A 21,730-nucleotide genomic window follows, 5' to 3' on the forward strand; every position below is an offset into this window, starting at 1 on the left:
CTCGGCATTATTTCAGCAACTTTTGAAACAGCCTTTTAGCACTTCATTCATCAGCATCCAGTACATCTTGAACCCATTTTCTCAACGCGCTCTAACTTTTTTGAATCCTAAAATCTATAATAAATCTTTGATCCTCATCAGCAAGCTAACACAGCCTTCTCAGAATCGAAATCACACGATCTATTATCTGTATAAATCAGTCTTCCCAAAATATCTTTTACAAAAAATTAACATTATATAATTGAATTTTAGTGACTCAAACTGTAAAGGGGTAAAAGAAACGAAATGAATACAAAAGGGATAAATTCATGGAGAACGAAACAACTTCAGAACAACATGACACAAGGAAACGTGTTCTATCTATCGTAGCCAGCGCATCAGGTAATCTCGTAGAGTGGTATGACTTTTATGTATATTCTTTTACATCGATTTATTTTGCATCGCAATTTTTTCCCTCAGATGGCGATGTTGTTGCCCAACTTTTAAAAGCCGCAGGTGTCTTTTTTATTGGCTTTCTCATGCGACCAATTGGTGGATGGCTCTTCGGACGCATTGCCGATCGTTATGGTCGTAAACTCTCAATGCTTATTTCTGTCTTTATGATGTGCAGTGGTTCATTCCTAATTGCTATACTCCCCACTTATGAAACAATTGGAATAACAGCAGCAATTCTTCTGCTTTTACTCAGAATGCTTCAAGGTCTCTCTGTCGGTGGAGAATATGGTACAACAGCAACTTATATGAGTGAAGTTGCTCTCAAAAACCATCGTGGTTTCTTTGGTTCTTTCCAATATACAACACTTATCGGTGGTCAACTTCTAGCTAGTCTTGTTATATTCGTTTTGGCACTTTATCTCACAGAAGATCAATTAAAAGCATGGGGCTGGCGTATTCCTTTTGTTATTGGCGGTCTTGCAGCAATTGTTGCAATTTTCTTACGTGGCTCTCTTCATGAAACAACTACAGAGGAAAGCCGTTCTGGAAAAGAGGCTGGTAGTTTCAAGGAGCTTTTACGCAACCATCGAAAAGCTTTCTTTCTGGTTATTGGCTTTACCGCTGGAGGATCGCTTACATTCTACACTTGCACAACTTATATGCAAAAATACCTGATTACAACCACCGGTTTTGATAAACATACAGCTACAACTGTTATGACTGCCGCACTCTTTGTTTTCATGTTACTCCAACCTGCATTTGGTGCTCTAGCTGATAAAATTGGACCGAAAATTTCTCTTCTCTTTTGGAGTGCCTTATCCATTATCTGTACAATTCCGGGACTTACAATCATTGCTGGCACTGACAATAAGTGGATTGCTCTATCGGTCATTGTTGGAATGTTGAGCATTATGAGCTTTTATACATCTATCTCTGGTATTATAAAAGCAGCGTTGTTTCCCTCTTCAATACGCGCAATGGGCGTTGGGCTATCTTACGCTATCGCTAATGCACTATTCGGTGGTTCCGCTGAAGCGGTAGCACTTGGATTGAAGGATATTGGATATGAATCTGTTTTCTATTATTATGTAACAGGTATGATGATTATTGCATTCATTTCGGTTCTTTTTATGCCAGATATCCGAGATGGTGGATATCTTGAAAAAGACAATATCCGTTAGACTTTCCTACATTAAATAAAGTTAAACAAAAAAACCCAATAAAATTGGGTTTTTCTATAGTTATCATACGGATAACTTCATCTTAAAATTATTTAAATATTACCAAGTGCACCGAGTTGTTTGGCAACTAAATAATAAAAAGTCACACGATTTTTTCTGCGCTCTCCCGACATCATTTCAGCAACTTTTGAAACAGCCTTTTTAGCACTTTGTTCATCAGCATCCAGTACATTTTGAACCCATTCCTCAACGCGCTCTAACTCTTTTGGATCCGATGTAGCAACCAATGATGCATCTTTTTTCCTCATCACTAAAGCTAAACGATTTCTAAGCCGTTCTATTGCGGCTTTGTTAGGATCTGGATCATATAATTTAATATCTGCTACTAAATCATTTTTCATTTTGCAACACCTCCAAAAATTAGCGGCAATATTTTAAAATCACATCGTATAAATCTATAAATGATTAGAAGATTTAAAATGTTCCCTCTTTCCCAAAGACTTTTCTTCATCTATATTAGAAAAGCTGGTTTTCCAGATATAGTAATAAATGGACAATGGAATAAACCTATTGGACCCGGGGGCGGTACCCGGCGCCTCCACCCAAATATAAGAAATAAAGATTATATTTGGGTGGGGGCGAAACAGGATCGACAAAGGTGTAAAGATTGCTCTTTTACTCGGCATTGTACCACCGTCATCGGACTAAATGAGTAGTTGCAAATGACAACTATGCGGAAGCACGTCTCGCCGCTTAATCGTGGTGTGAACGCTTCAAACTAAGTCTTAAGCCGTCGCAGGTTTAAGCGGGGTTCGGAGGCACCTGGCAACAGAAGCCTTCACTCTTATAAGCATTTGTTATTGATCTATTAGGTATTATTTGTCATAAATCTGTATTTTCTTGATTAATGAGACGCATAATAGACACAATACTGCTAGTTTAAAGAAATACTTCATTACACTATATTATTCACGATTAGTTGCTGTATAAAATAAGAGGAATAAACTTCGATGGTTCAAGATCAAATCCGTTACGACATTCTCGTTCAGGAGGCGCTTCGTGGAGTTATCCGTAAAGTTTTATCAGAAGTTGCTAAAGCAGGCCTTCCAGGTAATCATCATTTTTTTATTACTTTTTTCACAAATGCAGCAGGAGTAAAAATTTCTACCCAGCTTAAAAGCCGCTATCCTGATCAAATGACGATTGTCTTGCAACATCAATTTAGGGATTTAAGCGTATCAGAAACTGCTTTTGAAGTGACTCTTTCCTTTAAAGAAATTACCGAAAAACTGGTAATCCCTTTTACTTCTATTCAAGTTTTTTATGACCCCATAGCAGCATTTGAAGCAGCATTTGATCTCCCCTCTAACCTCGCTGCTAAAGAAAACAAAAATACAGAAAATTCCCAACACACACCGATTATTTTATCGGATAAACAAAAAAAAGGGAGTATATCCTCAAAAGAAAAGAGACTGGCAATGCACAAAGAGCCATCAAACAATGATGCTAAACAGAGTGCTGATGTTGTTTCACTGGATTCTTTCCGAAAGAAATAAATGAATTGTATCATATGACTGAACCGATTAACCTTCGCCAATTTCGAAAACAAAAAAAACGCTTAGAGAAAACCGCTCAGGCAGAGGAAAATCGTTATCGTTTTGGACGAACAAAAGCTGAAAAGCTTTTTGATCAAAAGAAAACTTTAAAAACTAAAAGTTTTCTTGATCAGAACCGTATATATAACAACCTGAGTGAGAACAAAAAAGGATGCAAATAAACGATCCTATTGATTGGTCAGAAGCGATTCCACAAAAAATATCTATCCGAATTGATGGGCATCTTACAAGTGTCTCGTTAGAACAACCGTTTCTAGACATCCTCAAGAGCATAGCGCACAAAAAAGGGCAGTCTTTAGCTTCCATTATCACTGATATTGACAATAAAAGACCGCAAAAAGTGAAACTCTCAGCCTCATTACGCATTTTTGCACTTTATAGCGTTCTCAACCATAAACTTTGAAATCTACTTTTTCCTCTCTTGTAAACTTTGTGTTCTCATTGAACTGATTGTGATTTTTCTAAGAAAATAATTTTTAGACCTAGCGTTTGTATCCAAAAAAGACTAAAAAAGGTACAATGAATAACTTTCTCGACACACCATTTTTCGAGGATGAAAACCTCCCCGATAATCCTGCAAAAAATTCTGAATTAGCTGTGCATACCGTGGCAGCACCACAGGGAAATACGCAATATACACCTAACTATTTGGAAACACTTAATCCAGAACAACAACAAGCTGTCATGAGCACAGAAGGATCTGTTTTAGTGCTTGCAGGTGCTGGTACTGGAAAAACTCGCGTTCTTACGACACGTATTTCTCATATTTTACGCCTCGGTCTTGCCTCCCCTAAGCAAATATTAGCTGTTACCTTTACCAATAAAGCAGCTCGCGAAATGAAGATGCGTATTGGTGAACTTATTGGTGTAACTGTTGAAGGTATGCCTTGGCTTGGAACATTTCATTCTATCTGTGTAAAGATTGTACGCCGCCATGCAGAACTTTTAGATTTAAAACACAATTTTACAATTCTTGATAATGACGATGTTATTCGTCTTTTGAAACAGCTTATTCAAGCTGAAGGTTTAGATGATAAGCGTTGGCCAGCACGTAACCTTGCAATGATGATTGATTCTTGGAAAAATCAAGGTCTTTCGCCAGATCATATTCCGGAATGCGATTCTTACTCTTTTGGTAACGGCATGGGACGTCTGCTCTATCGCAACTATCAAGATCGATTAAAAAGCCTTAATGCCTGCGACTTTGGCGATCTTTTGCTTCACTCTATTAACATTTTCCAACATAATCCAGATATTCTTCGTAAATATCATGCCAAATTCCGTTACATCCTTGTAGATGAATATCAAGACACAAATACAGCACAATATCTTTGGCTTCGCCTTTTAGCGCAACATCCTAAAGGGCAGCAAGTTAACCTTTGTTGCGTCGGTGATGATGATCAATCTATTTACGGATGGCGTGGCGCAAAAGTCGATAATATATTACGCTTTGAAAAAGACTTTTCTCCCGCAACGATCATACGTCTAGAACGCAACTATCGTTCTACATCACATATTCTCAAAACTGCTGCTCATCTCATCTCTCATAATCAGGCAAGGCTGGGAAAAACGCTTTTTTCTAATCAAACAAATGACAAAGAAGCAAAAGTTAAAATTCATGCTGCTTGGGATTCAGCGGAAGAAGCACGCGCTATTGGAGAAGAAATCGAACAAGCACAACAAGCTGGGCATTTGTTAAATCATATGGCTATATTGGTGCGTGCCTCATTCCAGATGCGGGAATTTGAAGATCGTTTTATAACACTGGGTCTCAATTATCGCGTCATTGGTGGTCCACGTTTTTATGAACGAATGGAAATACGAGATGCCATGGCTTATCTGCGCGTTGTTGCCCAACCATCTGATGATTTAGCGTTTGAACGCATTCTGAATACACCAAAACGCGGCTTAGGGGATGTAACACTACGCTACCTTTATAATAGTGCTCGTGCACACGGTATTTCCCTCTTTTCTGCCGCTTCCGAAATAATTGAAACAGATGAACTAAAACCTAAAGTGCGCAATGCCTTACGCAATGTTATGGAAAATTTCCAACGTTGGCGAGATATGTTACAAAATACCCCACATACAGAACTTGCTGAAATGATTTTTGATGATTCAGGTTATACAGCGATGTGGAAAGCAGATCGCTCACCAGAAGCACCAACACGGTTAGAGAATCTCAAAGAAATGATCCGCTCCATGGAACAATTTGAAAGTCTTCACAGCTTCCTAGAACATGTTGCTTTGGTTATGGATACTGACAACAATGACGATATGGATGCGATCAATATTATGACCCTCCATTCAGCTAAGGGACTTGAATTCGAAACGGTATTTCTTCCCGGTTGGGAAGAAGGACTGTTTCCCCATCAACGTTCATTAGACGAAGGTGGCCGTTCAGGGCTGGAAGAAGAACGACGACTTGCTTATGTAGGCCTGACAAGAGCAAAGAAACATCTTCATATATGGTTTGTCTCCAATCGACGCGTTCACGGACTTTGGCAATCCACAATCCCGTCCCGTTTTCTTGAAGAATTACCAGAAAAACATGTGGAGATAGCAGAAGCTGAAACATCGTATGGTCGTTATGGCCAATCACACTTTCAACGTCAGGATCCCTTTGATAATCATTATTTCACGCCAGGATGGCAACGGGCGCAAAAAAATCGAAAGGAAACATCGCGTAGCAATTTGGCTGCACAATCATCTGTGTATAATAAGAAAATTGGTTATGGTGATATTGACTCAAACTTTAGCAGTACTCAACCTTATCAGCAAAAAAATATTGCAAATAAAGCCAATACTAAATCAATGGTTGATACACCACTCACTTTTGCAATCAATGATCGTGTTTTCCATATGAAATTCGGTTATGGTCATGTTTTAGAAATAGATGGAAATAAACTCACCATCTCATTTGACAAAGCTGGAGAGAAACGCATTCTTGACACTTTTTTAACCAAAGCCTAACGCAATAATTCATTTCATTATCTTTTCAAATAAAAACACTGTTCTTACTTTATCTTAACGTGTGTGCCATTTTTCAATAAAGGTTTCAATTGTCAGATTTTGCATATCAGACAATGCTTCATAAATTTTATTAAGCGGCCAGTTCCACCATGCCATTTCCAAAAGCGCTTGAATCACATTATCAGAAAAACGCATACGAAGCCGCCTTGCGGGAACACCAGCAACAATCTCATAAGGCATAACATTTTTTGTCACAACAGCATTAGCGCCAATCACGGCACCATTCCCAACACTCACCCCGGGCATAATGACTGCACCACGTCCAATCCATACATCATGCCCAATTGTGACACGTTTTGCACAACGTCTTTCGCGAAAAGCACTATCTAATACTACATAACGGAAATACTCATTGGGACGATAAGTTATCTTATGCGTTGAAACCCGCTCCATTGGATGCTCTAATGCATTCACACACACATGAGATGCTATAGAACAAAAACGACCAATATCACTATAAATAGCTTCACTATTGCGCTCAAAATAAGAAAAATCGCCAACAATTACATCGCGTAAAACCACCCGCTCATTAATTTCCACATAGCGTCCCAATTTACATTTATGCAATCGTGCCGTTGTATTAATGCGGGGTTCGCTATCATAAAATCTAAGATCGTTCTGAGTATTCATTTATGTTTTACCAATTATTATGTTTTACCAATTATTTTTGCATACCATAATATGAAAAAACATACTGATTAAGCGAGCTAAGTTCACCGTAAAACAGAAAATAACAACATCCAATTATTCAATATTATTCTATGGCATATATCCTTATAACCTCATAACATACACGCTTTTAACACTGAAATAGAGATTGCAAAATGAACCCAACAGAGCTATAATTATAATACTTTAAAGAAAGCTAGATTATGAAAAATGTAATACGCATCTTGGGATTGACAATTATATTTCTTGCGGGCGTTTTTGTTTATGATGCATTCATAAATAAACCTTTAGGTGATAATTTTACACTCATTTCGTCCAATGGTGAGATCGTTACTGAAGCTGATATTCGAAGCAAGCCTGCCGTGCTTTTCTTTGGTTTTACCATGTGTCCTGTGAGCTGTCCTACAACACTTATCGATCTTAGTCGGTGGCTTGAAGAACTTGGATCAGACGCTGATAAGTTAGGGGTTTGGTTCGTCACTGTTGACCCTGAACGTGATACCCCAGAAGTGCTTCGTGAATATCTTAGTAACTTCACCGATAAAATCGTTGGAATAAGTGGAGACCCTGAAAAAATTCGTAACATGGTATCCTCTTTCAATGTCGCTGCTGAAAAAGTACCGGGCACAAATGGTAATTATACCTATAACCATACAGCAGCGGTCTTTTTGCTTAAAAAAGGCGGAAAATTAGCTGGTATTATTCCCTATAATCTCGAGGAAAACGAAAATGAATTAAGGGATGATATTGCTATTAAGCGTCTTAAAAAGCTTGCTGCTTCTAACTAGATTTTCACGTGCTTAATAGAAAGAACAACGTGTCTCAGCAAATTCGTCTGTATTGTACTGCTTGCAAAAATGAAGCAGAAAAGTTTTACACCCTTATGGAAACAACCTTTGAGGAGGAAGGATATCCTCTTGCTCTTACAGAAATAGATGAAAAAAATGCTATTTATGAGCTTTCGCTTTATGTTGACCAAGAAAACCAAGAAACTGCTCATAAACGCTTCGCACACACCCTTGCTCTGAATCCGAATAAAATTAATATAGAAATTTTACCCAATATTGACTGGGTACAACAAAGTCTTGAAGGATTAAAACCTGTGCAGGCAGGCTCTTTTTTTCTTCATGGAAGCCACGACCGAAAAAATATTCCATCCAATGTTTTGTCTATCGAAATTGATGCCAATCAAGCCTTTGGCACAGGTCATCATGGAACTACATCCGGTTGTCTAGAAATGATTACTAAGGTCATGCAACTTGAAAATCCGCAAAATGCTCTTGATCTTGGCACCGGTAGCGGCGTGTTAGCGATTGGAATCGCGATGCTCAAGCCCATTACTGTACTTGCATCCGATATTGACCCGATAGCCATTCAAGTTGCACAACATAATATTGCACTCAATGGTGTTGAACAATACGTCACTGCAATTACTGCAACAGGTTTTAGCCATGATACAATTATATCATACGCGCCCTTTGACCTTATCGTTGCCAATATTCTTGCCAATCCTCTTATTGAACTAGCACCAGAAATGGTACAAGCTCTGAAAAAAAATGGGTCTATCATCTTATCTGGAATTCTTGAAGAACAACATGACTATGTTTTAAAAGCTTATCTCAAACAAGGCCTAAAACATATTGAAACATACCACCGCCAGGGATGGGTCACTATACATCTAAAATAAAAAAGAGGGTGTTATGTATCAATCTTTTGAGGCAATAACAAATCCAGCACACGCAGCAGAACGTATTACGAATCTTCGCAAAGAGCTTAATCGCCTTGGATTAGATGGATTTTTGGTACCGCGCGCAGATGAACATCAAGGAGAATATGTCCCTCCACACGCTCAGCGCCTTAGCTGGCTAACTGGTTTTACTGGATCAGCTGGTCTAGCATTGATTTTAAAAGATAAAGCCATCATATTCACAGATGGGCGTTATAAACTCCAAGTTCGCCAACAAACAGATGCCCATATTTTTGATTATGAGGATCTGGTAACTTGCTCACCGTTACAATGGTTTGAAAAAAATGGACAAACACTTTCTATTGGCTTTGACCCATGGCTCCACACCATTGCAGCTACAGCTGCATTAAGAGAAACATTAGAGTTTAAAGCAGGTGGAAAACTTGTAGCAATCCAACCCAATCCCATTGATCTTATCTGGCAGAATCAACCACCTTTACCGCAAACTGCTTTATCGATTCATCCCCTAAAATATGCAGGATGCAGTACTGATAAAAAACTAGCACGAATTTGCAAAGATATACAGCAAGCCGGTGCTAATGCTTTTATTTTCACAGATCTATCCTCTATTGCGTGGACATTCAATATACGCGGAAACGACGTTTCCAATACACCTCTTTCTCTTTGTTTTGCTCTCATTCCAACCAAAGGAACGCCTTCTTTGTTTATTGATAGCAAAAAACTTGGCGGAGAGCAGAGAGAATATCTAGAACAATATACAAAATTATATGAACCCAAAGAACTCATTCCAAAAATCAAAGCCTACGTTCAAAAAGGAGTAGTCTTTGCTCTAGATCCATTGCTGACATGCGAAAAATTGCGTACCGTTATTGAAGAAGAAGGGGGCTCTTTCATTGCGCTTGCCGATCCTGCTGCTTTGCCGCGTGCCATTAAAAATAGCACAGAACTAAACGGTGCACGTAATGCACATTTATGTGATGGTGTAGCACTAACCCGATTTTTTTCCTGGTTGGACAAACAAACACCAGGAACAATAAATGAAATTTCTGCTGCTCAAAAATTAGAAGAATTTCGCACAATCACAGCAAAAGAAATGAAGACGAAGCTCGAAGATCTTTCCTTTGATACGATCTCAGGATCAGGAGCAAATGGTGCAATTATTCATTATCGTGTAACCACCGAAACAAATAAACCACTGAATTCAGGTGAACTTTATCTCATTGATTCAGGGGGACAATATCGTGATGGCACAACAGATGTCACACGCACAGTAGCTATTGGTCATGTTAGTGCAGAAGAAAAACGCTGTTTTACCCTTGTTCTTAAAGGCATGATCACTCTTTCAACCGCAAAATTTCCAAAGGGAACACGTGGACAAGACATTGATGTTCTGGCACGCACCGCATTATGGAATGCTGGTTTTGATTATGCACATGGTACAGGTCATGGGGTTGGTTCTTATCTTTCTGTTCATGAAGGACCACAAAATATTTCACGCTATGGAAACCAAGAACTTATCCCTGGAATGATTATTTCTAATGAGCCTGGATATTACCGTGAGGGAGCTTTTGGTATTCGTATTGAAAATTTGATGATTGTAAAGCCAGAACAAAAAATTACTGCCGGCGATATAGACATGCTGTCATTTGAAACCCTCACAAATTGCCCTATTGATCGACGGTTAATTCTACCAGAGCTTTTAACAAGAGAAGAGCTGCAATGGCTCAATAACTACCATGCCCACATTTATCACGTTAATGCTCCTTACCTAGATGAAGAAGATAAAAAGTGGATGAAAGAAGCTACTATGCCTCTTTGATTGGATAAAAACACACATTTTTCTTGAAGACGACTCTTTCTGTGATACGCAGTCAAAAATTATAAATAACCAGATGCCTTAACACCTAACCGTTCTGCTAATGCTTTTGCTTCTCTAGCAATGCATGATCTACACCCAAATAGATAAATTAATATTCTTTCACTAACTGAAGCCAGCTTTCTTCATCCATAATCTCAATACCCAACTCTTGTGCTTTGGCTAATTTTGATCCCGCTCCAAGTCCTGCCACAAGAAGATCCGTCTTTTTAGAAATAGAACCAGATGTCTTAGCACCTAACCGTTCTGCTAATGCTTTTGCCTCATCACGTGACATATGTGCTAAAGTTCCCGTAAAAACGATTATTTTTCCTGCGACTGGTGAATAATCTGTTTTCACTACTTCCTCCTGAAGAGGTGTCACTTCTTTAAGCAAAGCTGATAAAACATCACGGTTATGTGCTTCTTGATAAAAATCAATAATCGCTGCACCCACACGAGATCCAATCCCTTCGATATTTGTTAGTTCTATCCAAGCCTCATTGCCTTTATCTGCCTTATCTTGCGGCATAATAGCTTCCGTAGCGGCAAACTCAAAAGCAGCATAATTTTGATAGGAACGAGCAAGACGTCGTGCATTCACCTCACCCACATGGCGAATTCCCAATGCAAACAAAAAACGGCTTAAAGGAATTTCGCGGCGAGCATTAATGGCATCGTAAAGTTTGCGAACTGAAACAGTGCCAAAACCCTCCATATTTTCCAAACGGGTTAGAGATTTTTCTTGGCGCCATTGTAAAGTGAAAATATCGGCCGGAGAACGGATACAAAGCGTCTTATCTTGAGCATGAAAGAAAAACTCCACCTGTTTTTCACCAAGACCTTCAATATCAAAAGCATTACGCGAAACAAAATGACGAATCCGTTCAATCGCTTGTGCTGGACAAATGAGCCCGCCTGTACATCGACGCACTGCTTCACCCATTTCACGCACCGCGTGGCTCCCACAAGCAGGACAACAATGAGGAAAAACAAAAGCAGGTGCGCCTTTTAAACGCTTTTCAGAAACAATATCAACAATCTGAGGGATCACATCCCCCGCACGCTGCACAATTACTGTATCACCTACACGAATATCACGCCCCTCACGGATTAGTTCGCCCTTATTTCCAATACCTTTAATATAATCCTCATTGTGCAAACTTGCACTGGTAATCACAACACCACCCACAGTAATAGGTTTAAGGCGTGCAACAGGGGTTAGTGCTCCAGTTCGACCCACTTGAATATCAATACCTTCTAAAAACGCTATAGCTTTCTCTGCTGGAAATTTATGCGCAATTGCCCAACGTGGCGAACGAGATACAAATCCCAAACGCATTTGCATCCCCAAATCATTAACCTTATAGACAACCCCATCAATGTCATAGTTTAAAGACTGACGGCGTTCCTCAATAAAATGATAATATGAAATGAGCTCTTCTATTTTCTGAAAAACCTTTGTTAATGGATTAATAACAAATCCATACTCTTTTAGCTTTTCCACCATACCCATTTGGCTTTTAGCGGGCATCTCATTAACTTCACCCCAAGCATAAGCAAAAAATTTAAGCTTTCGACTAGCAGTTATCCGTGAATCAAGCTGACGTAAAGAACCAGCTGCCGCATTTCTAGGATTTGCAAAAGCTAACTTCCCCTCTTCTTGTTGGCTTCTATTGAGCGCTTGGAAATCTTCCTGTCCCATATAAACTTCACCACGAACCTCAAGAATTTCGGGAAATTTACCTTGTAAAACATGTGGAATATCAGAAATCGTTCGCGCATTCGCTGTTACATTTTCGCCTACATACCCATCACCACGCGTTACAGCGCGCACAAGCTTTCCTTGCTCATAGCGCAAAGACAAAGATAAGCCATCAATCTTCGGCTCAGCAGTCATTTCCAATATTTGCGTTTCTGGAAGCCGTAAAAAACGACGCATACGTTCAACAAATTCACTGACATCTTCAGAACTAAACGCATTATCGAGGGACAGCATCGCTTGTGCATGAACAGATTTTTCGAATTTTTCAGAAACCGGTGCACCAATTTTATATGAAGGAGAATCCGTACGAATCAATTCAGGAAACAGAGCTTCAATTTCCTCATTGCGACGACGAAGAGCATCATATTGTGCATCGGAAATTTCAGGCTGATCATCACTGTTATAAAGAACATCATGACGTGCTATTTCTTTTGCTAACCACTCCAATTCACGTTCTGCTTCAAAAGAAGTCAAGTTTTTAATCGCATCCTTATCCATAAACTCCATTCCAAATATTGGGAGATAGCTATAAAATCTTAATTCTTTGGCATTAATAAAATCAAAATGCATTATGCTAGCTACTTTTACACCTGTGCTAAAAGCTTTCGAGCTGCTGCCCGCGCTTCTTCAGTAATTTTTTCCCCTGCCAACATGCGCGCAATTTCTTCTGCCCTCTCTTGCTCTTCCATTTTATGGACAGCTGTAACAAAATGTCCTTCATGACCACTTTCAAACTTTGAAATAAGAAAGTGAACATGAGCCTTGGAGGCTACTTGCGGTGCATGCGTAACAGCAAAAACCTGAACACTTTTTGATAAACGTAGTAACCTCTGCCCAATCGCAGCGGCAACAGCCCCGCCAACACCTGTATCAATTTCATCAAAGATCAGCGTAGGAGCTGAACCACGATCAGCCAATACAACTTTTAATGCCAATAAAAAGCGAGACAATTCACCACCAGAAGCGACACTTAACATTGGTCCCGCTCGTGTTCCAGGATTGGTTCGTACCCAAAATTCAACACGATCTATACCATCTGCACTGCGCTTTTCAGCATCACTTTGCATTTCAACGATAAATTTTGCTTTTTCTAATTTCAAAGCTGGTAACTCATTCATAACACTTGCAGACAAATGACGTGCTACTTCTTGGCGTTTAATAGAAAGTGCTTGAGCCAATGCATCATAATTTTCTTTGGCTTCTCGTGCCTTAACTTCTAAATGCGCCAATGTTGTCTGAGCAGCATCAAAATCAGCAAGACCAGAATCCATTTTATCACGCAATTGAGTTAATTCCGCCGCAGAAACCTGATATTTACGAGCCAAACCCCGTAGTAAAAAAAGGCGCTCTTCTATCCGTTCTAATTCGCCAGTGTCAAAATCCATTGCCTGTATTGCAATATCAATGCCCTCCTGCGCTGTTGCAAGTGCATCCAATGCACTATCAATGGATTTTACGATAGGTGCAATCAGCTCCTGCGCCTCAGGAATTTTTCGCTCTAAACGCCTCACCAAATTTGAAAGAACAGGGATCGGCGATTTCGAACCACTTAAGAGATCATCAACCTCCTTAATATCCATTGCTATTTTTTCTAATTTAAGCATATCTGCACGACGAAGAGATAAAACTTCTTCTTCTTCTTCTTTCAAATCAAGCCTATCAATTTCTTCTACACTCGCACGAAGATAATCAGCATCACGTGCAGCATTTTCTACCTTGATACGTTGTTCTTGCACATTCTCTTCTAACTCATGCCATATCCGATAGCATTTGCGTAAATCTTCTGCTTCACTCTCAAGACTGCCAAAAGCATCCAATAACTGACGATGCATGCTAATATCAACAAGAGCACGATCATCATGCTGCCCATGAATTTCAACCAACATGCGACCGACATGACGCATCAATGTAATACTGGCTACCTGATCATTAATAAAACCCCGGCTACGACCGTCTTTCGATTGTATACGCCTTAAAATAATATCGCCTTCATCGTCGAAACCACTCTCACGTATAAGCTGACGTGCAGGATGTAAAACTGGCACATCAAAAACAGCTGTTACCTGCCCTTGTGTTGCACCATGACGAACGAGTGAAGCATCACCACGACCACCAAGAGCCAACGATAGAGAATCAAGCAAAATCGATTTTCCGGCACCTGTTTCTCCAGTTAAAACCGATAAACCCGCTGTAAAGCGAATATCGAACCTTTCGATCAAAACAATATCATGAATCGAAAGCTGTATTAGCATATGAAATCAATTTGCCTTGTTCTAATTATTACTAAAAGCATTCGAGATCCAAGAAGACTTATGCTCTTGTGGCAATATACTACTCTTCTGCAGCAAATTATAAGCAAGTTTATACCATTGGCTTGCTGGATAATTGCGTTTCAAGATAGATACTGCTGTCTGTGCTTCTCTAATTAAGCCTAAAGCAAGATTAACCTCCGTCAAGCGGAAAAGAGCTTCTTCAACTTGATTTGTATCCGAATATTCTTCAATCACCTTACGGAATCTCTTGCTTGCAGCTAGATACTGCCGGCCTCTTTCGTAGTAACGGCCAATCTGCATTTCCTTACCCGCTAACTGCTCACGAGCAAAATGTATTTTAGCCTTAGCGTCCTTGACATACTTAGACCCTGGATAGCGTTCTACCAAAAGCTGCATAGCAGCAATAGCACGCTTAGTGTCTTTTTGGTCGCGCGTGACATCAGGAATTTGTTTGAAAGAGGAAAGCCCAATAATGTAATAAGCGTAATCAGAATCATCCGAAGTTGGATAAAGAGTGATATAGCGCTGCGCCATATTAATCGCATCATCATATTTGGCTAACTGATGATTTACAGAAGCACCTTTTATCAAAGCCTTCCGCCCCCACTCAGTATAAGCATATGTCTTTTCAATAGCAGAAAACTTCTTCACTGCCTCTTCAAAGCGCCCTGCATTCAGGTTAGCAAGTGCTTGCTTGTACAAAATATCAGCTGACTCTATTGCTAAAACATGATCCCCTGGATTAAGAGTATTTTCATTTTTATTTAAACAACCTGCCAACAAGAAGATTGTCCCCCAAGAAAGTCCAATCAATAATTTGCATACAATTTTACATTGTTTAAGCACCATATTTCCAATACACACGTTAGACTGCCTCATAGTTTCGCTGACCTCCAGAGAATGTAAACTTGTAGCAAAAATTATTTATTAAAAAACTTTATATCATATCACTCTAACACTCACTAACCAATTTATAGGTTTTAAGTTAATCATCCCCTTAAAAATCAGATAGAATAAAGCAATCTTTTTTCAAATTTCTTTACTCTATCTAAAAATATCTCTTTTTATAACATGATCCGCCTACCAAAACTGCTTTGTGAATTAAGTCTATACTAGATTATATTCGCTGTAATACGAACAAAATAATCCAATAAAACCTGCCACATAAAGCAGATGTCACAGGCTGCATCAAGGATGTCGTGTTAGACAAATCATTTTCAAAAAGGAACCATCTGGATTTATAATTTGATTATCAAAATCAACAACGAGAAAATTTTCTAAAAAAACTCCTAACTCCTTTTAAAATTCCGTAAATTGTCCGCATCTCACATAGAATCAAACATGCACATCATCTCAAAAGCCTTGTGGGATAAAATTAAAACTCTGTTGCCGTTTATCAAATAGTAGGCGAAGAAAAATTAACCTTAACCCAAACGAATGTTCATCAAACGGCAAAATGCTGCAACACTACGCATCGTTTCAACATGTACCAGCTTTTTTATAATAAAATAAATACACAACACAGCCTGTTGCACGATATCAGCTTGCTCAAAGCCTTTACAATATTGCCATGAAGAAAACCATCTAAAATAGGTAATCCCTATTTGATATTTCAATGAGACAACTATCTAAATCATAAGCGGCAATTGGCAAGCATCAACTGCTCAATTGCCCCAATCTCTATATTCCTCACACCTAAACACTGTTGATAACTCAAATCTTTTCCGTTTGCGATGCACGCACTCACAAATTGTTCTTTGCCATCCATTCCACAACATTTAAGAACAATATTATATCCAATATTGGCCGGACAAACTTTTACTAAAGATGGAACGCCACTATGAACTCAATGTCCTTTAAAAATATCACCGCATTTTCAAAAGTCGACTGATATTTTTGCACCGCTCGCTCTCATAATATCACTTCATTGATTTTTTTAATGATTTTTTAGAGTATCAACAAAGCTACAAATTATACTATACGATAAACAATAAACCCGCCTATAGAGCGGGTTTATTGATATAGAACTTTGATAAAAACCAATATATCTACTCGTAAAGGAACTTTTACTTTAGTACATAAAAGGTAAAAATCTTTCTTCATATAATTTAATGTGCTTGACGTCGCAAAAACGCTGGTATTTCCAACTGATCTTCTTCACTTGTAAAAGTATGCTGATCTTGTGGAACATGCGGCTGCAACTCAGCAGGATGGCGCGTAGCATAAACAGAAGGATCTTGAGAAAGCCCCTGATCGTTTTGATGAGCAATATAAGCTTCCCTATGTTCAGACGGCTTCACAGCAGGCTCTAACCGAGCTTCTGGTTCAGCTTCCTCACGATAGATCAAACTCTGCTTCAAACGCTGCCAAAGATTACGAGGCCCCTGATCAACAACAGAAGGAACTGTACCTCGACCATGAGCAACAGAAGGAAAATCCTTCAATTCAGGCATACGCATCGGCGTTGAACGAAGCGGTATCTGTACTCTTTTTTCCTTATTTTCTACCACATCAGGCAGTTCATCGAGAACATGTGCTGTAGCCTCCATACTCACTGCTGCGGCTACAGGCTTCTGGGTAACGCGACCAACCTGCATACGCTGTGTATTTGATACCTGCCCATGAGCAATATTTTGTCCATAAGAGGGAGTATTTACTTCTCGCGTAGCAACTGCATCTGCAGACTGCGCAAAAATTTTACTCTTCGGACGAAATTGCTCTTCCACCGATTGATTTATGTCTACTTCAAGCGCTTCCATTGTCTCTACCATTGTTTCAGGACGCAATGGAGATGACTGAATATGAGGAACCGTTTGTGCTATTCCCGGATCGTTTTTACGAATTGAAGATACAGGTTTTTGAAGTTTAGGATTAGCAGGCTGCATGACATCTCTAGCCTCACGATCAATCCCTGTTGCAACCACCGATACACGAATAACACCCTCAAGTGACTCATCATCAATGGCACCAAAAATAACATTGGCATCAGCATCAACTTCTTCGCGAATACGATTAGCAGCTGCATCCACCTCAAACAAAGTCATATCACGACCCCCAGTAATGGAAATCAAAAGACCACGAGCACCACGCATAGAAGCATCATCTAACAACGGATTTGCAATAGCTGCTTCAGCAGCAGCTAAAGCACGCCCTTCACCAGATGCCTCACCGGTTCCCATCATAGCACGACCCATTTCATGCATAACAGAGCGAACATCAGCAAAATCAAGATTAATCAAGCCTTCTTTAATCATCAAATCCGTAATAGAAGCAACACCAGAGTAAAGCACCTGATCAGCCATAGCAAAAGCATCAGCAAATGTTGTTTTTTCATTCGCAATACGGAAAAGATTCTGATTGGGAATAACAATCAATGTATCAACAGATTTTTGTAATTCTTCTATACCAGCCTCGGCCGTCTTCATACGACGCGCACCTTCAAATTGAAATGGCTTTGTCACAACACCAACGGTCAAAATACCCTTGTCACGCGCCGCACGTGCAACAACAGGCGCGGCTCCTGTTCCAGTGCCTCCCCCCATACCTGCTGTAATAAAAACCATATGAGAATCCCCAAGATGATCAATAATCTCATGGATACATTCTTCGGCGGCTGCTTTTCCAACTTCCGGCAAAGCACCAGCACCCAAACCTTCTGTCACTGCGGCACCAAGCTGGATCACACGTTGAGCTTTTGACATAGACAAAGCCTGTGCATCCGTATTAGCAACAACGAAGTCGACTCCCTGAAGAGCAGCATTAATCATATTATTTACGGCATTCCCGCCACCCCCACCAACACCAAAAACGGTAATGCGTGGCTTCAATTCCGCGATATCTGGCCGGTGCAGATTAATCGTCATTTTCTTTTCCTTCTCATAAGACATCGCAAGCCAAAGCGATGAAAATTAATACCCAAAGACTTATTAATAAAAACTCTCACGCAACCACCGACCAACACGCTGTAAATATCCACCCGTGCCTGTCGATAAATAATTTACTGCAGTTTGCATTGTTTTTTCTTCAAAACCCACAAATTGCGGATAAACTAACAAGCCAACAGCAGAAGAAAACGCCGCCCCTTTTGCAAAAGAAGGAAGCCTAGAAACACCTAAAGGCCGCCCTATACGAACATTTCTTCCCAATATAGTACGTGCCATCTCCGGCAAACCAGTTAACTGGCTCGCCCCCCCGGTCAAGATAACACGCTTACCAATAATATGACCTAAACCTGAACGGTTTAAACAATCACGCAGCATCTCTAATATCTCTTCAACACGCGCACGAACGATACGACAAAGAACAGAACGTGGGTATTGGGTTTCGCGATGCTCATTCCCAATTTCTGCTACATTAATCATACGCCGATCATCAGCACTCGCCAAAAGCGTCGAACCATACATAACCTTCAAACGTTCCGCTTCTTCAATAGACATAGAGAATCCGCGCGCAACATCAAGGGTTACGTGGTGCCCACCAACCGCAAGCGCATCCGCATAAACGAATTTTCCTTCAGAAAATACGGACATTGTTGTAGTTCCAGCGCCAAAATCAATACATGCAGCCCCTAAATGCGCCTCATCATTAACCAGAACAGCAAGACCGCTCGCAAAAGGCGTTGCAACCATTGCCTCAACGCTCAAATGAGCACGATTAATGCACGCTTCTAAATTACGCAAAGACGCTGTTTCTGCCGTTACAACATGCACATCCACCCCCAATAATTCTCCCATCATTCCAACAGGATCAGAAATTCCTTTATCTCCATCCAATGCATAAGACACTGGAACTGAATGCATAATATGACGCTCAACATCAAAAGCTTTGCGCGAAACATCCGCCAATGCCATACGTACATCACGCATTGTCACTTCATGCCCCCCTAAACGCACCATGCCATTGATAAGAGCACTTTTTAACCGGCATGAAGAAAAATTCACAATCACTGAATCCACTACCAAACCAGCCATTTTTTCTGCAGCATCAACAGCCAAACGTATTGATTGTTCTACTGCAAGCATATCCATCACAACGCCAGACTTTATACCACGTGAGCGCTGTACACCAAAGCCTAAAATTTCCACAGAGTGCGTACGACCATGTAAATGATGCGTATAATCCAAAGGACGCAAACAAGCAATAAGGCACACAATCTTACTTGATCCAACATCAAGAACTGTCAATAAACGAGTTTTATACCTCCCACCATAATGATGTGACCCTAGTAACATCATAAACTCCCTACCTTTAACTCCTTTAACATGCGCTCTTCCTCCAATACAACAGCGCGATGTAGCGCTAATGCCTCATCCGAAAGAGCAACTGTTATTCGATCAGAAAGCCGCAAATCAACACTTAAAATATCGCGTAAAAAAAGATCATTCACCGTACCCTCCTTGATAAGAACGGCAAGTCTTTCAATAGCACCCTTTTCAGGCAACATAATACGCATTCCATTATCCAGAAGAATATCCCAACGCCGACCACCTACACGCACATAAGCACGAACATGATCATACAATTGCGGATATAGAGAAAGCGATTCAATAAATAATTTAGCTTCGGTTTGCGCACCCTGACCAACCACAAGCGGCAACTTCTGAACCAAATCTGCCTGGAATGGCACAATCACATACCCCGTACTATCAATAATATCCACTTCACCATCATGCCGCCAAACCGCATACGGTTCGCGCTCTATCATTGAAATACGCACTCGATTAGGATAAACTTTTTGAACAATAGCTGACTGAACCCAAGCTTGCTGCTCTAAAATAGAGCGCGCTTTGTCAACATCAAAACTGAGAATTGACTGCTGAGCGTCAAGACCCAAAATCCTCAAAACTTCCTGTTCAGCCACACGCTTATTACCACTTATATCAACATCAGTAACCACGAAACCAACATTTGATGTAACAGCTTTTACAATGTCATTCATACGACCACTAAATGAAACGCCATAAACCACCGAAAGAAAGAAAAAAAACAAAACCGAAAAAGAACCAAAATGGCGAGGCACATAGCGACCGACCAGCACAAACTGAAATATAAATCGAACAAAGCGACGATAAAAACGTGGAAAAACGGGCACTGACCGCACCATCAAAGCACTTGTTTTTTCAATGTTTAACGCATACATGACGCGTCCTCCACTATCCATTTAACAACATCGCCATAAGTACGACCGCCTACTTTTGCAATATCAGGAACAAGAGAAGTTGGTGTCATACCAGGCTGCGTATTAATTTCGAGCCAAACCAGCTCTCCCGTTTCCTCATCAAAACGAAAATCAGAGCGACTAACACCTCGACAACCTATAGACTGATGCGCCGCCAAGGACATCTTTCGCACTTTTTGGTAAATATTTGATGAAAGCTGTGCCGGACAAACATGAAAAGAGCCACCAGACTTATATTTTGATTCATAGTCGTAGAACTTGAAATGTTTATCAGGCAAAATTTCACAAACATCTAAAGCCTTATTCCCTAACACAGCACAAGTCAGCTCGCGCCCAGCAATATATTTTTCAACAATCACCTCATCTTCATAACTCCACTCGTCACTCACTATACTGCACGGTGGTAAATCTTCATCACACCCGACAATCACAACACCAAAACTTGACCCTTCGCGTACAGGCTTAATCACATAAGGTGGTTTCATCGGATGTTCTTGCGCTACAGTGAAGCGGCTCATCACACGAGAAGGTGCAACAGCAACACCAGCACTAGCAGCAATAATTTTTGCCCGCCCTTTATCCATCGCCAACGCTGAGGCCATCACTCCAGAATGCGTATAAGGGATTTTCAAATATTCAAGAATGCCTTGAATACAACCATCCTCACCAAAAAGACCATGCAATGCATTAAAAGCGACATCCGGCTGCAATTTTTCAAGGACAGAAGCAATATGACTATCAACATCGATACGACTTACACGATAACCTTGTTCTTCGAGAGCATCAGCGCACTCTGAGCCTGAAGATAAGCTCACAAACCGTTCAGATGAAAATCCTCCCATCAATACAGCGATATGCCTATCCTTCATAACGCCTTATCCTCCTCGACACACTAGATATAGAATTTAAAGAAATCATCAATACTATAAATAGGAAAGAGCAAATTTATCATTGCGAATCAAACCACTAGCATTTCTTCTAATGAATCAGAATCAAAAGCACGAAGCAAGAGAAACT

General features: G+C 40.1%; 17 protein-coding genes and 1 other RNA gene. 9 read left to right on the forward strand and 9 right to left on the reverse strand.

The window, feature by feature from the left end:
- Positions 1 to 308: 308 nt before the first annotated feature.
- Positions 309 to 1,616, forward strand: coding sequence for an MFS family transporter (locus tag NPX98_RS04055; RefSeq protein WP_269022810.1), 1,308 nt, complete (start codon positions 309 to 311; stop codon positions 1,614 to 1,616).
- Positions 1,617 to 1,708: 92 nt separating this feature from the next.
- On the opposite strand, the gene NPX98_RS04060 is transcribed toward NPX98_RS04055, so the two are convergent.
- On the reverse strand, positions 1,709 to 2,017 hold the full coding sequence (locus NPX98_RS04060) for a DUF2853 family protein (RefSeq protein ID WP_269022811.1): 309 nt from the start codon (positions 2,015 to 2,017) through the stop codon (positions 1,709 to 1,711).
- 84 nt (positions 2,018 to 2,101) lie between these two features.
- On the opposite strand from NPX98_RS04060, the gene ssrA reads away from it, so the two are divergent.
- The 5 genes from ssrA (at position 2,102) to NPX98_RS04085 (ending at position 6,205) form a co-directional block, all read left to right on the forward strand.
- Positions 2,102 to 2,459: a transfer-messenger RNA gene (gene ssrA / locus NPX98_RS04065) on the forward strand.
- Between the two features lie 167 nt (positions 2,460 to 2,626).
- On the forward strand, positions 2,627 to 3,172 hold the full coding sequence (locus tag NPX98_RS04070; RefSeq protein WP_269022812.1) for an SspB family protein: 546 nt from the start codon (positions 2,627 to 2,629) through the stop codon (positions 3,170 to 3,172).
- A gap of 14 nt (positions 3,173 to 3,186) precedes the next feature.
- Entirely contained in the window at positions 3,187 to 3,393 is a 207-nt protein-coding gene (locus tag NPX98_RS04075; protein WP_269022813.1) for a DUF4169 family protein, read from the forward strand.
- The gene (locus NPX98_RS04080; RefSeq protein ID WP_269022814.1) at positions 3,384 to 3,635 is read left to right on the forward strand and encodes a ribbon-helix-helix domain-containing protein; all 252 of its coding nucleotides are present in this window, start codon (positions 3,384 to 3,386) and stop codon (positions 3,633 to 3,635) included. Before NPX98_RS04075 ends, NPX98_RS04080 begins: the two co-directional genes overlap by 10 nt.
- Positions 3,636 to 3,751: 116 nt before the next feature.
- Complete coding sequence (locus tag NPX98_RS04085; RefSeq protein ID WP_269022815.1) at positions 3,752 to 6,205, forward strand: ATP-dependent helicase; 2,454 nt, start codon at positions 3,752 to 3,754, stop codon at positions 6,203 to 6,205.
- A gap of 54 nt (positions 6,206 to 6,259) precedes the next feature.
- On the opposite strand, the gene NPX98_RS04090 is transcribed toward NPX98_RS04085, so the two are convergent.
- Positions 6,260 to 6,895, reverse strand: a complete 636-nt coding sequence (locus tag NPX98_RS04090) for a DapH/DapD/GlmU-related protein (protein ID WP_269022816.1) — start codon at positions 6,893 to 6,895, stop codon at positions 6,260 to 6,262.
- Positions 6,896 to 7,137: 242 nt separating this feature from the next.
- Between NPX98_RS04090 and NPX98_RS04095 the strand changes: the two genes are divergently transcribed.
- From NPX98_RS04095 to NPX98_RS04105, 3 genes are read left to right on the forward strand one after another with little or no spacing between them, the layout of a single operon-like run.
- Positions 7,138 to 7,722, forward strand: a complete 585-nt coding sequence (locus NPX98_RS04095) for an SCO family protein (protein WP_269022817.1) — start codon at positions 7,138 to 7,140, stop codon at positions 7,720 to 7,722.
- 29 nt (positions 7,723 to 7,751) lie between these two features.
- The gene (locus NPX98_RS04100) at positions 7,752 to 8,621 is read left to right on the forward strand and encodes a 50S ribosomal protein L11 methyltransferase (RefSeq protein WP_269022818.1); all 870 of its coding nucleotides are present in this window, start codon (positions 7,752 to 7,754) and stop codon (positions 8,619 to 8,621) included.
- A 13-nt stretch (positions 8,622 to 8,634) separates the two neighbouring features.
- Positions 8,635 to 10,461, forward strand: coding sequence for an aminopeptidase P family protein (locus tag NPX98_RS04105; protein WP_269022819.1), 1,827 nt, complete (start codon positions 8,635 to 8,637; stop codon positions 10,459 to 10,461).
- 148 nt (positions 10,462 to 10,609) lie between these two features.
- Here NPX98_RS04105 and ligA read toward each other — a convergent pair whose 3' ends face one another.
- The 7 genes from ligA to NPX98_RS04140 all read right to left on the reverse strand — a co-directional run bounded on the left by ligA (position 10,610) and on the right by NPX98_RS04140 (position 21,582).
- Positions 10,610 to 12,760 (reverse strand): NAD-dependent DNA ligase LigA, encoded by a 2,151-nt coding sequence (gene ligA, locus NPX98_RS04110; protein WP_269022821.1) that lies wholly within the window; start codon positions 12,758 to 12,760, stop codon positions 10,610 to 10,612.
- Between the two features lie 86 nt (positions 12,761 to 12,846).
- Complete coding sequence (gene recN, locus NPX98_RS04115; RefSeq protein WP_269022822.1) at positions 12,847 to 14,514, reverse strand: DNA repair protein RecN; 1,668 nt, start codon at positions 14,512 to 14,514, stop codon at positions 12,847 to 12,849.
- A gap of 21 nt (positions 14,515 to 14,535) precedes the next feature.
- Positions 14,536 to 15,414 (reverse strand): outer membrane protein assembly factor BamD, encoded by an 879-nt coding sequence (locus NPX98_RS04120; protein WP_269022823.1) that lies wholly within the window; start codon positions 15,412 to 15,414, stop codon positions 14,536 to 14,538.
- A 1,229-nt stretch (positions 15,415 to 16,643) separates the two neighbouring features.
- On the reverse strand, positions 16,644 to 18,398 hold the full coding sequence (ftsZ, locus tag NPX98_RS04125) for a cell division protein FtsZ (protein ID WP_269022824.1): 1,755 nt from the start codon (positions 18,396 to 18,398) through the stop codon (positions 16,644 to 16,646).
- A gap of 63 nt (positions 18,399 to 18,461) precedes the next feature.
- Positions 18,462 to 19,769, reverse strand: a complete 1,308-nt coding sequence (ftsA, locus tag NPX98_RS04130; RefSeq protein WP_269022826.1) for a cell division protein FtsA — start codon at positions 19,767 to 19,769, stop codon at positions 18,462 to 18,464.
- Complete coding sequence (locus tag NPX98_RS04135; RefSeq protein ID WP_269022827.1) at positions 19,766 to 20,674, reverse strand: cell division protein FtsQ/DivIB; 909 nt, start codon at positions 20,672 to 20,674, stop codon at positions 19,766 to 19,768. The genes ftsA and NPX98_RS04135 overlap by 4 nt, the downstream gene beginning before the upstream one ends.
- On the reverse strand, positions 20,662 to 21,582 hold the full coding sequence (locus tag NPX98_RS04140) for a D-alanine--D-alanine ligase (protein WP_269022828.1): 921 nt from the start codon (positions 21,580 to 21,582) through the stop codon (positions 20,662 to 20,664). Before NPX98_RS04140 ends, NPX98_RS04135 begins: the two co-directional genes overlap by 13 nt.
- Positions 21,583 to 21,730 lie beyond the last annotated feature (148 nt).

The organism is Bartonella sp. A05 (genome assembly GCF_026930145.1).
Taxonomy (GTDB): Bacteria; Pseudomonadota; Alphaproteobacteria; order Rhizobiales; family Rhizobiaceae; genus Bartonella.